Source organism: Kitasatospora paranensis, from assembly GCF_039544005.1.
GTDB classification, from domain to species: Bacteria; Actinomycetota; Actinomycetes; order Streptomycetales; family Streptomycetaceae; genus Kitasatospora; species Kitasatospora paranensis.
Genome location: NZ_BAABKV010000001.1, coordinates 2,619,633 through 2,632,510 on the forward strand (window position 1 = coordinate 2,619,633; position 12,878 = coordinate 2,632,510).

Annotated in this window: 12 protein-coding genes and 1 pseudogene; 4 read left to right on the forward strand and 9 right to left on the reverse strand. The window is 74.3% G+C overall.

Going from position 1 to position 12,878, the window contains the following annotated elements; all coding sequences use genetic code 11:
* Window positions 1-34: 34 nt before the first annotated feature.
* The 3 genes from ABEB13_RS12855 to ABEB13_RS12865 all read right to left on the reverse strand — a co-directional run bounded on the left by ABEB13_RS12855 (window position 35) and on the right by ABEB13_RS12865 (window position 2,775).
* On the reverse strand, window positions 35-697 hold the full coding sequence (locus ABEB13_RS12855) for a response regulator (protein ID WP_345705618.1): 663 nt from the start codon (window positions 695-697) through the stop codon (window positions 35-37).
* On the reverse strand, window positions 697-1,827 hold the full coding sequence (macS, locus tag ABEB13_RS12860) for a MacS family sensor histidine kinase (RefSeq protein WP_345709649.1): 1,131 nt from the start codon (window positions 1,825-1,827) through the stop codon (window positions 697-699). Before macS ends, ABEB13_RS12855 begins: the two co-directional genes overlap by 1 nt.
* A gap of 108 nt (window positions 1,828-1,935) precedes the next feature.
* On the reverse strand, window positions 1,936-2,775 hold the full coding sequence (locus ABEB13_RS12865) for a lysophospholipid acyltransferase family protein (RefSeq protein WP_345709650.1): 840 nt from the start codon (window positions 2,773-2,775) through the stop codon (window positions 1,936-1,938).
* Between the two features lie 195 nt (window positions 2,776-2,970).
* On the opposite strand from ABEB13_RS12865, the gene ABEB13_RS12870 reads away from it, so the two are divergent.
* Both ABEB13_RS12870 and ABEB13_RS12875 read left to right on the forward strand, forming a co-directional pair.
* The gene (locus tag ABEB13_RS12870) at window positions 2,971-3,750 is read left to right on the forward strand and encodes an alpha/beta hydrolase (protein ID WP_345705619.1); all 780 of its coding nucleotides are present in this window, start codon (window positions 2,971-2,973) and stop codon (window positions 3,748-3,750) included.
* A 10-nt stretch (window positions 3,751-3,760) separates the two neighbouring features.
* Complete coding sequence (locus ABEB13_RS12875; RefSeq protein WP_345705620.1) at window positions 3,761-4,384, forward strand: hypothetical protein; 624 nt, start codon at window positions 3,761-3,763, stop codon at window positions 4,382-4,384.
* Between the two features lie 89 nt (window positions 4,385-4,473).
* Here the strand turns inward: ABEB13_RS12875 and ABEB13_RS12880 are convergent, their stop codons facing one another.
* Window positions 4,474-5,583: a low temperature requirement protein A gene (locus ABEB13_RS12880; protein ID WP_345705621.1), complete on the reverse strand. Its 1,110-nt coding sequence runs from the start codon at window positions 5,581-5,583 to the stop codon at window positions 4,474-4,476.
* A 119-nt stretch (window positions 5,584-5,702) separates the two neighbouring features.
* Between ABEB13_RS12880 and ABEB13_RS12885 the strand changes: the two genes are divergently transcribed.
* Window positions 5,703-6,644, forward strand: coding sequence for a DUF4352 domain-containing protein (locus ABEB13_RS12885; protein ID WP_345705622.1), 942 nt, complete (start codon window positions 5,703-5,705; stop codon window positions 6,642-6,644).
* Here ABEB13_RS12885 and ABEB13_RS12890 read toward each other — a convergent pair.
* The 5 genes and pseudogenes from ABEB13_RS12890 to ABEB13_RS12910 form a co-directional block, all read right to left on the reverse strand.
* Window positions 6,637-7,427: pseudogene (locus tag ABEB13_RS12890) on the reverse strand (endonuclease/exonuclease/phosphatase family protein). The gene ABEB13_RS12885 and the pseudogene ABEB13_RS12890 sit on opposite strands and share 8 nt — an antisense overlap.
* Before the next feature lie 163 nt (window positions 7,428-7,590).
* Window positions 7,591-8,532, reverse strand: a complete 942-nt coding sequence (locus ABEB13_RS12895; RefSeq protein WP_100890629.1) for an ROK family glucokinase — start codon at window positions 8,530-8,532, stop codon at window positions 7,591-7,593.
* A gap of 196 nt (window positions 8,533-8,728) precedes the next feature.
* Window positions 8,729-9,004, reverse strand: coding sequence for a DUF5304 family protein (locus ABEB13_RS40520; RefSeq protein WP_380231857.1), 276 nt, complete (start codon window positions 9,002-9,004; stop codon window positions 8,729-8,731).
* Window positions 9,005-9,153: 149 nt separating this feature from the next.
* Window positions 9,154-10,335, reverse strand: coding sequence for an ArsA family ATPase (locus ABEB13_RS12905; protein WP_345705623.1), 1,182 nt, complete (start codon window positions 10,333-10,335; stop codon window positions 9,154-9,156).
* A 5-nt stretch (window positions 10,336-10,340) separates the two neighbouring features.
* On the reverse strand, window positions 10,341-10,775 hold the full coding sequence (locus ABEB13_RS12910) for an SRPBCC family protein (protein ID WP_345705624.1): 435 nt from the start codon (window positions 10,773-10,775) through the stop codon (window positions 10,341-10,343).
* A 309-nt stretch (window positions 10,776-11,084) separates the two neighbouring features.
* On the opposite strand from ABEB13_RS12910, the gene ABEB13_RS12915 reads away from it, so the two are divergent.
* The gene (locus ABEB13_RS12915; RefSeq protein ID WP_345705625.1) at window positions 11,085-12,878 is read left to right on the forward strand and encodes an AMP-dependent synthetase/ligase; all 1,794 of its coding nucleotides are present in this window, start codon (window positions 11,085-11,087) and stop codon (window positions 12,876-12,878) included.

A 12,878-nucleotide genomic window follows, 5' to 3' on the forward strand; every position in this document is an offset into this window, starting at 1 on the left:
GACAACACAGCCGAGCGGGCGACAACATAGCCGCCTACAACTCGTCGTCCAGGCCCTGTTCGATGGCGTAGCGGACGAGTTCGACGCGGTTGTGCAGCTGGAGTTTGCCCAGGGTGTTCTGCACGTGGTTCTGCACGGTGCGGTGGGACAGCACCAGCCGGTCGGCGATCTGCCGGTACGACAGGCCCTTGGCGACCAGCCGCAGCACCTCGGTCTCCCGGGCCGTCAGCTGCGGCGCGGCAGGGGCGGCCGGGGCGGTGGGTTCGGCCGCCAGCCGGCGGAACTCGCCGAGGACGAGGCCGGCCAGGCCGGGGGTGAAGACGGGGTCGCCGAGCGCGGTGCGGCGTACGGCGTCGATCAGCTCCTCCCGCCCGGCGGACTTCACCAGGTACCCGGTGGCGCCGGACTTCACCGCCTCCAGGACGTCCGCGTGCTCGCCACTCGCCGACAGCACCAGCACCCGGGTGGCGGGGTCGTGCGCCACGATCCGGCGGCAGGCCTCGACGCCGGGCAGGGCGGGCAGGTTGAGGTCGAGGACGACGACCTGCGGGGTGACGGCCTGGGCGCGGCGCACCGCCTCCTCGCCGTCCCCGGCGGTGGCGACGACCGCGAACCCGGCCTCCGCGAGGTCCCGCGAGACGGCGTCGCGCCACATCGGGTGGTCGTCGACCACCATCACCCGTACCTGATCCGGCATCAGTTCCCCTTCCTGGGCACGCGCAGCTCCACCTCGACGCCCTCGCCCGGGGCCGAGTACAGCTCCGCGGTGCCGCCGAGGTCGCGCAGCCGGCCGCGGATGGACTGGGAGACGCCGAGCCGGCCAGCCTGCTCCGCCTCGCCGAGGCGGTCGGCCGGGAAGCCGGCGCCGTCGTCGCGGATCGACACCGTGACGGCGTCCGGCTCGTCCTCGACGAGGATCCACGCCCGGGCGCCCTCCCCGGCGTGCCGGCGGACGTTGTCGACGGCGGCGCCGACCGCGGCGGCGACCTCGGCGGCGGCCCGGGCCGGGAGCAGCACCGGGGTGCCGGGGGCGGAGACGGTGATCCGCTCGTCCGCGTGGGCGCGGACCAGCTGCGCGAGGTCCTGGTCGGCGCCGTCGCCGTCGGCCGCACCGGCGGGCACCGCGAGCACCGGGCCGGTGGTCATCAGGGCGCGCAGCAGGCGTTCCTGTTCGGCGGCGAGCCGGCCGAGCTCGCCGGGGCCGGCCGGGTCGCCGTCCCGGCGCTGGACGAGGGCGAGCACCTGCAGCACGCCGTCGTGGATGTCCCGGGACAGCCGCTCCCGCTCCCGGGTCGCGGCCTCCACCTGCAGGGCCCGGGTGAGCACCGCCTCGCTGGCGCGGGCGAGTTCGACGACGTAGCCGATGGCGCAGCCGGCCACCATGAGCAGCACGATGTTGTGCAGGTTGTCGGGGGTGATGCCGCCGTGGCCGAGGATGTTGGCGAGCCCGATGACGGTGGCGGCGAGGGCCGCGGGCTTCCAGCCGCCCTTTCCGGCGAAGCCGAGCACGGTGCCGGCGGCCCAGATGGTCGGCAGGGTGGGGGCGCCGCCGTGGATCCGGGCGGGGGCGTCGATGGCGCCGCTCATCACGATGCCGGTGACGGCCGCCGCCAGGTCGAACCCGAGGACGTACCAGGTGCAGCGCTGCGGGCCGGCGAAGGCCCGGGTGGAGGCGAGGGTCCACAGGGTGAGCGCGCCGAGGTAGATCCAGCCGGTGACGGGGTGGCGGAACTCCAGGTAGGAGTCGAAGTAGCGCAGGACGGCGTAGGCGAGGGCGAGGACCCTGAAGTAGCCGATGGCGCGCCACAGCGGCATCTCGACCGACATGCCGCCGGCCGTGAGGGCGCCGCCGCGCAGCGCCACCGTGCCGCCGATCCGGGCGAGCCCGGTTCTGTGGTCCTCCGCCATCCCCGTGTCCCCCCTGCGCCCGCCGGGCTACTCGTCCCCGGTGGCCTTGTCGTCGCCGGCCGTGGGCTCGGCGCTCTCGCCCCGCGGTCCGCCCTCGGCCTCCTCGGCCTCCTTCTGGGCGGCGCGCTCGGCCTCCTTCTGGGCGGCCTTCTCGGCCTTCTGCTCGGCCCGGCGCTCGGCGTCGGCCCGCTTCTTGTCCTCGGTGATCTGGCGCTTGGCGGCGGTCGCGTAGATGTCGACGTACTCCTGGCCGGAGAGCCGCATGATCTCGTACATCACCTCGTCGGTGACCGACCGGAGGATGAAGCGGTCGTTCTCCATGCCCTGGTAGCGGGAGAAGTCGAGCGGGCGGCCGATCCGGATGCCGGGGCGGATGCCGAAGTTGGGCACGACCTGGCCGGGCGGCTGCACCTTCTCGGTGTCGATCATGGCGACCGGGATGACCGGGGCGCCGGTCTGCAGGGCGACGCGGGCCAGGCCGCCGACCTTGCCGCGGTAGAGCTTGCCGTCGGGCGAACGGGTGCCCTCGGGATAGACGCCGAAGAGCTCGCCGCGCTCGATGACCGCGATCGCGCTGCGGATCGCCGCCTCGCCCGCGCCGCGCGCGCCGGAGCGGTCGACCGGCAGCTGGCCGACGCCCTTGAAGAAGGCCGCGGTCAACTTGCCCTTGAGGCCGGGCGTGTTGAAGTACTCGGCCTTGGCGATGAAGGTGACGCGGCGCTTGATGAGCGCGGGGAAGAAGAAGGAGTCCGAGAAGGAGAGGTGGTTGCTCGCGATGATCGCGGCCCCCTCGTCGGGGATGTTCTCCTCGCCCTCCATCCACGGCCGGAAGAAGATCCGCAGCAATGGCGCGACGATCATCTTCATGATGCGGTAGAACAACCCGGGCCTCCTGTTGTGCGGACCGGTCGATCCTAATGCCCAGGGGCCCCGCCGCGTGCACCGGCGGGTCCGCTGCCGGGCCCGCCGGGCCCTGTACGGGAGCGGCGTGCCCGTGGGACGATGCCGCCCCGGGTACCGGCGAGTAGGCCTGCCCGGGCGTGGACGCGAAGGAGCCTGCCGATGCCACCGCTGCCTGGTGCGGAACCGTTCCACCACGAGGGCGGGCCGGTCGGCGTGCTGCTCGTGCACGGCTTCACCGGCTCCCCGCAGTCGATGCGCCCGTGGGCCGACTACTTGGCCGCCGCCGGCCTCACCGTCGCACTCCCCCTGCTGCCCGGCCACGGCACCCGCTGGCAGGACATGCAGGCCACCCGGTGGGAGGACTGGTACGCCGAGGTGGACCGCGAGCTGCGGGTGCTGACCGAGCGGTGCGAGCAGGTCTTCGTCTGCGCCCTGTCGATGGGCGGCGGGCTGGCCCTGCGGCTGGCCGCCCGGCACGGGGACGCGGTGTCCGGCCTGGTGCTGGTCAACCCGTCGGTGCGCTCGGACAACCCGGCGACGGTGCTGCTGCCGGTGCTGCGCCACCTGGTGCCGAGCCTGCCCGGGGTGGCGAACGACATCGCCCTCGAAGGGTCCACCGAGCTCGGCTACGACCGCACCCCGCTGCACGCCGCGTGGTCGCTGTCTCGGCTGTGGCGGACCGTCCAGGCCGAGCTGCCGGACGTCCGCCAGCCCGTCCTGCTGCTGCACAGCCCCCAGGACCACGTGGTCTCACCGGCCAACTCGGAACTGGTGCTCGCCCGGATATCCTCGACGGACGTGACCGAGAAACTGTGCGAGCGCAGCTTCCACGTCGCGACGCTGGACCACGACGCCGGGATGATCTTCGAGTCGAGCCTCGACTTCATCCGGCGGCTGGCCCCGGCGGCGAAGTCCGATGCCGAGCACCACCTGGGCTGAAAGGCCGGCAGTGAACGAGACCAGCAGGGCGGGCGGCGACGAGGAGCTGCCCGAGGACGGCACGGCCGAACACACCCCCGACGGGCCCGCGGACGGCGGGACCGGACAGGACGGCACCGCGCCCGCCCGGCAGGTGCCCCGCAGCCAGGCGGAACAGGACGCGATCTTCGCCGAGCTGGTCGACCGGTTCGACGACCCGGTCGACCTCACGAACCCGGACTGGCCGGAGATCGAGAACCTGCGGGCCAAGGATCCGGGGCCGACGGTCAACTCGCTCGACGCCTTCGGCGACTTCGCCCCCAAGCCTCGTCCGCGTCCGCGCCCGGCCGTGCCCGAGCCGGTCGCCGGACCGCGCGACTACGCGGCCGCCGAGGACCCGGACGAGGGCCACTTCGTCCCGCCCGAGCCGCCGCCGCTGCCGCCCGCCGACACCACGGCCAAGTTCGCCTGGCTCGCCGTCCTCGGCGGCCCGACGCTGCTGCTGTTCGACGCGCTGTTCTGGCACGAGGTGGCGGGCTGGCCGGCCTGGGTCGGCGTCAGCGCCTTCCTCGGCGGCTTCGTCACGCTGGTCGCCCGGATGAAGGACCGCGACGACGACGAGCCCGACGACCCGATGGGCGGCGCCGTCGTCTGACCGACCGGGCCGCCTGGCCGCTCAGGCGGCGGGCGGCCCGGTCGGTGACAGCCCCGCCAGCCTGCGCCGGCGCTTGGCCAGGGTGGTCATCAGCAGCACCAGCAGCGCGGCGCAGCCCACCGCGGCCCAGGCCGGCAGCAGGACCGCGGCGGGCAGCAGCAGGCCGAGGGTGAGCACCGGGCAGGGCAGGTACCAGAGGGCCACGGTGCGCAGCCCGTCGCCGTAGCGCAGCGAGATCGCGGCGTTGGCGGTGTAGAAGGCCAGCACCCCGCCGCACAGCGCCCAGCGGCCGCCGGGCGGAAGGGGTGGTCGGGGTCGCCGACGGCGGTGCCGAGCGCCGCCGCGATCACGGTGATCCCGGAGACCAGGACGAACGGCAGGTACATCACGGTGTCGCGGATGGCCCGGGTGGAGCCGCCCAGCTGGGCGCGGGTCAGGCCGCGGGCGGCGCCCTCCGTCCCCCACAGGAAGAAGATCACGGCGAGTTCGGCGACCACCACGAAGCCGAGCAGCGCGGCCGCGCCGGAGGGCCCGGTGAAGTGGCCGGCGAACGTGGCGACCACGGTGAAGACGCTCTCGCCGAGCACGATCACCACGAACAGGCTGATCCGCTCCACCAGGTGCTCGACCGACAGCCGGTCGTAGAAGCCGGTGTCCATCCCGCGGCGGACGGCCAGCAGCACCACCTCGGTCGCCATGGCCACACCCCACAGCACGAACCGGCCGGGCCCGGGGACGGCGGCGGAGACTCCCCACAGCACGGCCGGCAGCAGGCAGTACAGCAGCGGCCGCCAGGCCGGGAGGCGACTGCCGGGCAGCCGGGCCCGCCGGTACCAGAGGACGAAGGCGGCCAGCCGCACCCAGGCCGCGCCCAGCGCGTACGCCCAGGCCCGGCTGCCGAGGCCGTCGGGTGCGGCGGCGGCCATCAGGCCCAGACCCGGCATCGCCCCGAGCAGCACGGCCTGCGCGTGCGGGTTCTCCGGGCCGAACACGTCGACGGTGACCATCAGGTTGGCCCAGGCCCACCAGGCCGGGAAGAAGAGCACCAGGAAGGTGCCGAAGTCACCGGGCCCGGGATCCCCGTGCAGATCGGTGGCCAGCACGCTCACCATGACCACGAAGACCAGGTCGAAGAAGAGCTCGTACCAGCCGGCCCGCTGCTCCTGCGGTTCCTGCGGCGCCTCCCGCTGCGTGTCCACCCGTCAACTCTAGGGAGTGCCGGGCGCTGCGGCGCCCGGCGGGCGGGCGTGACGGGCGGCTCGTAGTGTGGGGAGCGCGGCGATCGCCTGCTCCGGCGACCCCCTGGGAGGTGGTTCCCATGCGCCGGACGAGCGCGCTCCGCGCCCTGCTGGGCTCCGCGGCGGCGGTGCTCGCCGTCCTCGTGGCGGCGGCGGGCTGCGGCTCACCCTCGGTGGTGACCCGTCCGGTGACGGGGAGTCCGTCGGGCGGCGGCTCCTCGGCCGCACCGAGCGGTCCCGCCCGGGCGCAGGTCGGCGACACGGTGGAGTTGCGGGGCACGGCCCAGGGCGCCCGGATGGCGGTGACGGTGACCTCGGTGGTGGATCCGGCGAACCCCGCGAACGACATCGGCTCGCCGAGCCCGGGCCGCAAGCTCGTCGCGGTGCAGTTCCGGCTGCGGAACACCGGTTCCACCACCTACTCGGACGCGCCGTCGAACGGCGCCGAGGTGGTCGACGACCAGGGCCAGGGCTTCAACGCGACGGTGACCACGACCGTGACCTCCGGGCAGGCCTTCCCCGCCGGTGTGCACCTGGCGCCGGGGGACAGCGCGCTCGGCTTCGTCGTGTTCGACCTGCCGGTGACCTCCCGCCCGGCCCGGGTGCAGTTCACCCTCGATTCGGGCCTCGCCGACCGGACCGGTCAGTGGAGCGTGCCCGCCACGCCCACGACCGGCGGCCCCGCGACGCCGGCCGGGCCGACCACGACCGTCACGCGGACCGCCCCGGCGGCGACCACCGCGCCCGGCGCCCGGCAGGTGGTCGAGGAGTACTACGCGGCGATCGACGCCCGGGACTACCGGCGCGCCTGGGACCTGGGCGGCCGCAATCTCTCGCCGAGCTACCGGGCCTTCGTGGCCGGGTTCGCCGGCACTGCGGCCGACACCCTGACGGTGACGGGGGCCCGCGGCGACACGGTGGACGTGGTGCTGGACGCCCTCGGCACCGACGGCTCGCACCGCTTCTACACCGGCAGCTACACCGTCCGGGGCGGTGTGATCGTCGCGGCCTCGCTCAGGTAGCGGCCGGGACGCGCACGGCCGCCAGCACCGGAAGGTGGTCGGTGGCGGCCGACAGGTCGGCCTGCTGCACGCCGGGCAGCCCGACCGGGACGCCACAGCCGAGCACCTCGATCCCGGGGTCGCGAAGACCGCGTCGATCCGCTGGTGCGGGCGGTCGGGGACGGAGGTGAAGGTGCCGCCCCAGGGCGCGGCGGGGTGCGCGTCCTGGTACCGGGCGGCCAGCCGGCGCCAGCCCGGATCCTCGGGGTGCTCGTTGAAGTCGCCGGCGATCAGGCCGAGTTCGACACCTTCGAGCTGACCGGGCAGCAGGTCGAACTGGCGCAGCCGCTCTGCGGGGTCGAGCGACAGGTGGCAACTGGTGACGGTGAAGGGGGCCGAGCCGCCGATCCGCAGCACCGCGGTGGCGAAGCCCCGGGCGTGCAGGCCGCGGGTCTTGGGGAGCAGCCGGTCCCGGGTGGCGAGCACCTCGCAGCCGAGGCGGCCGATGATCAGCGGGCCGGCCGCGATGCGTCCGCCGCCGGAGAGGATCACGGTGCCGGTGCGGTGGGCCAGCCAGGCCGCCTGCTTGAGGGGCTTCCAGTAGCGCGGGGCCTCCTGCAGGCAGACGATGTCCGGCCGGCAGGCCCGAATCACCCGGACGAGTGCCTCCCGGTCGTCGCGCAGGGACCGGATGTTGTAGCTGAGCAGGCGGACGCGCCGGGCACCGTCCGGCTCGGTGCCGGAGGCGGGCAGGTCGGCGAGCGGTGCTGGAGTGGGCCCGGTCAGCGGGCTCGCGGCGGCCATGCCGGACATGCTAGGGCCTGCCCGGCCGGTGTCGTGGGAACGGCCCGCGGCGTCGGGCGACCGGCATCGCGAGCCCCGCCCGGCCGGCCGGACATGCCGACGGCGAGGCCGGAGCGGGTGCTCCGGCCTCGCCGTCGGGCGGGTACGGGTGCTGCGGGGCCGGTCAGACCCGGGCCAGGTCGGCGGCGCCGGAGATGCCGGCGGCCGATCCGGTGGTGGCGAGCAGGACCTCGGCGCGCGGCCGGTGCGATCCGCCGGTGAGGTACTTGTCGAAGGCGGCGGCGACCGGGTCGAGCAGCAGGCTGCCGGAGTCGGAGACCCCGCCGCCGAGCACGAAGACACCCGGGTCGAAGAGCGCGGCCAGGTCGGCCATGCCGCGGCCGAGCCAGTCGGCGAGCTCGTCGTAGCACTCCAGGGCGAGCGGGTCGCCCTCGGCGGCTGCCTCGGTGATGTGGATGCCGCGGATGGTGTCGGCGACACCGTCGTTGAGCTCCAGCATGCGCTTGCCGGCGATCGGGTCGGCCGCGGCCTTCTCACGGCCGTAGCGGCGCAGCGCGCGGCCGGAGGCGTACTGCTCCCAGCAGCCCTTGCCGCCGCAGCCGCAGAGCAGGCCGTCGGGGACCATGTTGAGGTGGCCGATCTCGCCGGCGACGCCGAAGCGGCCGCGGTGCATCCGGCCGTCCAGCACGATGCCGCCGCCGATGCCGGTGCCGACGGTGATCAGGACCATGTCCTCGTGCTCGGCCGCGGCGCCGAACTTGAACTCCGCCCAGGCCGCGCAGTTGGCGTCGTTCTCGACGACGGTCGTCAGCCCGGTGAGCTCCTCGACGCGCTGCTTGAGCGGCTCGTTCTCCCAGGCGATGTTCGGGGCGAAGATCACCGTGGAGCGGTCCCGGTCGACGAACCCGGGGGCCCCGACACCGACCGCGGCGACGTCCGGGTACTGCTCCTTGAGCTCCCGGACCGCCTGCGCGATCGCGTCGACCGCCCACTGGGGGTCGGCCGGGGTGGGTACCCGGGTCCGGGCAAGGATCTCGCCGGTCTCGTCGACCACACCTGCTGCGATCTTCGTCCCGCCGACGTCGACGCCGATGGTCAGAGCCATGTGTCCCTCAGCTATTCACTCGTTCCCGCTGAGCGGAACGGTACCCGCTGAGCAGTGCTCCCGTACACACCGCGGCCTACATTAACCGAAGACAATTTTCGGATTGGGCCGACGAATGCGTTCAGAAGTCGTAGGCTTCATGCCTTTGAGTGATGCCCAAGAGCGCCTGGGTCACCTACCCTGACCTGCGAGTTCACTACTTGTCGGACGCCTCGTCGAGGTCGATGCGCTCGGCGTCGGCGTGTCCGGCACCGGCCCAGCGCCGTTCATGACCCGAGACGGCCGCCCGGTACGCGGCGGCCAGTTCGCCGCCCGCGGCGGTGAGATGTCCGTACACCTCGGGGTTGCGCTCCTGCAGCCGGACGCCGTACTCCAGGGCCCGGCCGCCCAGGGCGAGCGCGAACCTGCGGACCTCGTCCACCAGGGGGCCGAGCTCCGCCCCGAACGGGTGCTCGCTCTTCTCGTCCGCCATCCGGCGCCTCCCTCGTCGGGGCCGCTCGCCCCGGTCGTTCCCCATCCGGCCGCACCGCGTCCGGACGGGGAACGCTACCGGACGCCGCACCCCGGGCCGCGCGGGCGCGGGGGCGGCACGGAGGCGGGGCGGCCCAGGCGCGGGGCTGCTCAGGCGCGGGGCGCGGGCCAGAGGGCCGGATCGGGCGCGAAGCGCACCGACAGCACCCCGCCGGCCAGACCGGCGCCGCTGACGGTGCAGCGGCGCAGCGCGGCGGGCAGGGCCAGGATCCGCCGGTACGCCCCGGTGCCGACGACCAGCTCGTCACCGCGGCGGACGAGTTCGAGGCCGGCGCGGTCCGCACCGGGCAGCGCGAGGTGCCACACCAGCAGCCCTTCCTCGGCGAGCCGGTCCTCCACCCACGGCTCGGGCGCGGCGCCGGGGCCCGGCTCGCCGTCGCGGTAGAGCGCGTCGGCGACGTCCTCCAGCGCGACCTCCGGCCAGGGGGCGGTGAGCAGCGGGACGCCGCCGAGCTCGGCGGCCAGCGCGGCGAGCTGCTCCTGCTGGCGGCCCGCGCGGGCGGCGAGCCAGGGGTCGGCCGAGCCGGCCGCGGCCGCGGGCAGCGCCCGGTGCACGACCACCGCGTCGAGCCGGCGCCCGTACAGGGCGAGCCCGGCGCGGATCCGGCGGAGCTCGCCGGTGCCGTGCGCGTCCGCGTCGACGACCAGCCGGACGGAGGTGCCGGGCGCGTCGATGACCGCACGCGCGTCGGCGAGCGCGCCGGACGCGGCCGTCCGGGCCTCGAACAGCCAGTCCGCGGGCATCGGCACCCCGGCGACGGCCGCCAGCAGCGGGCGCAGCGCCCGGGCGGCCTGGCGCTGTTCGGGCAGCAGCCGGGCGAGGTAGCGCTCCAGCTGCTCGGGGAGGGCGAGGACGGCGAGGAGTTCGGCGGGGGCGGGCGCGGCCACCACGACGGTGTCGGCGTCGGCGGCGCGCAGGGCCCGCAGCAGCGCGAACTGGCGGACGCCGGGCAGCGGGGTGAGCTCCTCGGCGTCCAGCGGTTCGGCGCCGAGCAGGTCGAGGGCGGGCGCGAGCCGGCCGCCGAGGTGGTCGAGGGCCGAGCGCAGCGCGGCCTGCTCGTCGATCCGGAGGACGGCGAGCAGGCCGCCGGTGTCCCCGTACGGCACCGGCTCGGCGGTGAGCCGGGTGTCGAGCAGGTCGTCGACGGTGCGGTGCGGGTCGTCCGCGGCGAGCAGCAGCGTGCGCCGGCCCTGCCGGGCGCTGTGCAGGGCGGTCGCGGCGGCCACGGCCGCCGAGCCGTCGCCGGTGACGAGGACGGTGCGCGCCGGCACGGCCGTCAGCCCTCGACGCGCTTCTTGAGACCGGCCAGGGCCCGGTCGATGATGACCTTCTCCGCCTTGCGCTTGATCATGCCGAGCATCGGGATCTTGACGTCGACGGCGAGCTGGTAGGTCACCTCGGTCGAGCCGCTCTTCAGGGCGGCGAGGCTGTAGGAGCCGTCGAGGGCGCGCAGCATCTGGCTCTTGACGAGGGTCCAGGAGACCTCGTGGTCGCCCTCCCAGGTGTAGGCGAGGACGTGCTCGTCGCGGATGGCACCGGCGTCGAGGAGGAGGCGGACTTCGGCGGCGCGACCGTTGTCGGCGGTGGAGAGCACCTCGATCTCCTTGACCTCGCCCGTCCAGTCCGGGTAGGCGGCGAAGTCCGCGATCACGGCCATCACCTCGGCCGGGGTCGCGTCGATGATGATGCTCGACCTGGTGTGCTCCGCCATGACGGCCCTCCGCGTCTGTTCAGATGTGCGCCCAGGGCAGGCTACCGCGCCGGGGGCCGCCCTCCGGGCGGCGCCCTGCGCGCCCGGGCCGCCGGGAGGGGCCGGGGCTACCGGCGGGTCGCCACGCGGCTGCCGTAAGGTGCGAGTCGAACGCGCTCCGCCGGGCCGCCCACGGCTGCGGATCGGAACGGCCCGGACCCGGACGACCTGGTGTGACGCTTCGAACACCGGAGCCGACCCCTCTGGCCGAATCCACCTACCGGGCAGTAACGTCCTGCCGTCCCGCAGCGTCGCAGACGAGGAGCAGTCTTGCTCGAGTTCAGCCTTCCGGCCCGCTACCAGGTGCCCAGCGGCGGAAACCTCTCCGACCTGGTCCACCAGAACGCCGAGCAGCACCCCGGCGTCGCCGTGATCGGCCGCAAGGTGGCCGGCGAGTGGCAGGACCTCGGGGCGGCGCAGTTCCTCGCCGAGGTGCACGCTGCCGCCAAGGGCCTGATCGCCTCCGGCGTGCAGCCCGGCGACCGGGTCGCGGTGATGTCCCGCACCCGCTACGAGTGGACGCTCCTCGACTTCGCGATCTGGTGCGCGGGCGCGATCACCGTGCCGGTGTACGAGACCTCCTCCGCCGAGCAGGTGCAGTGGATCCTCGGCGACTCCGGCGCCGTCGCCGTGGTGACCGAGACCGACGCGCACGCCGCGGTGGTCGCCGCCGTCAGCGAGGAACTCCCGCTGCTGACCCGGACGTGGCAGATCGAGCGCGGCGCCCTCGCGGCGCTCGCCGAGGCCGGCGCCGAGGTCTCCGACGCGACGGTGGCCGAGCGCCGCAAGGTGCCGACCGCCGACTCGATCGCCACCATCGTCTACACCTCCGGCACCACCGGGCGCCCCAAGGGCTGTCAGCTCACCCACGGCAACTTCCTGGCCGAACTGGGCAACGTCACCGCCCGGCTGGAGCCGCTGTTCCGCACCGGCGACAGCTCCGTCCTGCTGTTCCTGCCGCTGGCCCACGTGCTGGGCCGGATCGCCGAGATCGCGGCCGCGATCGCCCCGATCAAGCTGGGCCACGTCTCGGACATCAAGGACGTCACCGCCGAACTCGGCTCGTTCCGGCCGACCCTGATCCTCGGTGTGCCGCGGGTCTTCGAGAAGGTCTACAACACCGCACGCGCCAAGGCCCAGGCCGACGGCAAGGGCAAGATCTTCGACAAGGCCGCCGACACCGCGATCGCCTACAGCCGGGCCCTGGACGCCGGCGGCGCCGGGCCCGTCCTGAGAGTGAAGCACGCGGTCTTCGACAAGCTGGTGTACGGCAAGCTGCGGGCCGCGCTCGGCGGCCGGGCCACCCACGCGATCTCCGGCGGCGCCCCGCTGGGCGAGCGGCTCGGCCACTTCTACCGCGGCATCGGCTTCACCGTCCTGGAGGGCTACGGCCTGACCGAGACCTGCGCCGCCACCGCCTTCAACCCGCACGACAAGCCGAAGATCGGCACCGTCGGCCAGCCGCTGCCGGGCTCCTCGGTGCGGATCGCCGAGGACGGCGAGGTGCTGCTCAAGGGCCCGCAGGTGTTCACCGGCTACTGGAACAACCCGCAGGCCACCGCCGACGCGCTGGCCGACGGCTGGTTCGCCACCGGCGACCTGGGCTCGCTGGACGACGAGGGCTACCTCACCATCACCGGCCGCAAGAAGGAGATCATCGTCACCGCGGGCGGCAAGAACGTCGCCCCGGCGGTGATCGAGGACCGCATCCGCGCGCACGCCCTGGTCGGCGAGGTCATGGTGGTCGGCGACCGCCGCCCGTTCATCGCCTGCCTGCTCACCGTCGACCCGGACTTCTTCCCCAAGTGGAAGGAGCTCAACGGCAAGCCCGCCGACGCCACCCTGGCCGACCTGCGCGAGGACGCCGACCTGCTGGCCGCGCTGCAGTCCGCGGTGGACGACGGCAACCAGGCCGTCTCGCACGCCGAGGCGGTCAAGAAGTTCCGTCTGCTGGACACCGAGTTCTCCGAGGCCAGCGGTCACCTCACGCCGTCGCTGAAGCTCAAGCGCAACGTCGTGCTGAAGGACTACGCCGACGACGTCGAGGCGCTGTACCGCCGCTGA

Excerpts from the sequence above, each read along its gene's own strand:
- ABEB13_RS12910 (WP_345705624.1), bottom strand. The coding sequence starts at position 10,775 with ATGGCGGAGCACACCAGGTCGAGCATCATCATCGACGCGACCCCGGCC.
- ABEB13_RS40520 (WP_380231857.1), bottom strand. The coding sequence starts at position 9,004 with ATGGCGGACGAGAAGAGCGAGCACCCGTTCGGGGCGGAGCTCGGCCCC.
- ABEB13_RS12870 (WP_345705619.1), top strand. The coding sequence starts at position 2,971 with ATGCCACCGCTGCCTGGTGCGGAACCGTTCCACCACGAGGGCGGGCCG.
- macS (WP_345709649.1), bottom strand. The coding sequence starts at position 1,827 with ATGTCGGTCGAGATGCCGCTGTGGCGCGCCATCGGCTACTTCAGGGTC.
- ABEB13_RS12855 (WP_345705618.1), bottom strand. The coding sequence starts at position 697 with ATGCCGGATCAGGTACGGGTGATGGTGGTCGACGACCACCCGATGTGG.
- ABEB13_RS12895 (WP_100890629.1), bottom strand. The coding sequence starts at position 8,532 with ATGGCTCTGACCATCGGCGTCGACGTCGGCGGGACGAAGATCGCAGCA.
- ABEB13_RS12865 (WP_345709650.1), bottom strand. The coding sequence starts at position 2,775 with ATGAAGATGATCGTCGCGCCATTGCTGCGGATCTTCTTCCGGCCGTGG.
- ABEB13_RS12885 (WP_345705622.1), top strand. The coding sequence starts at position 5,703 with ATGCGCCGGACGAGCGCGCTCCGCGCCCTGCTGGGCTCCGCGGCGGCG.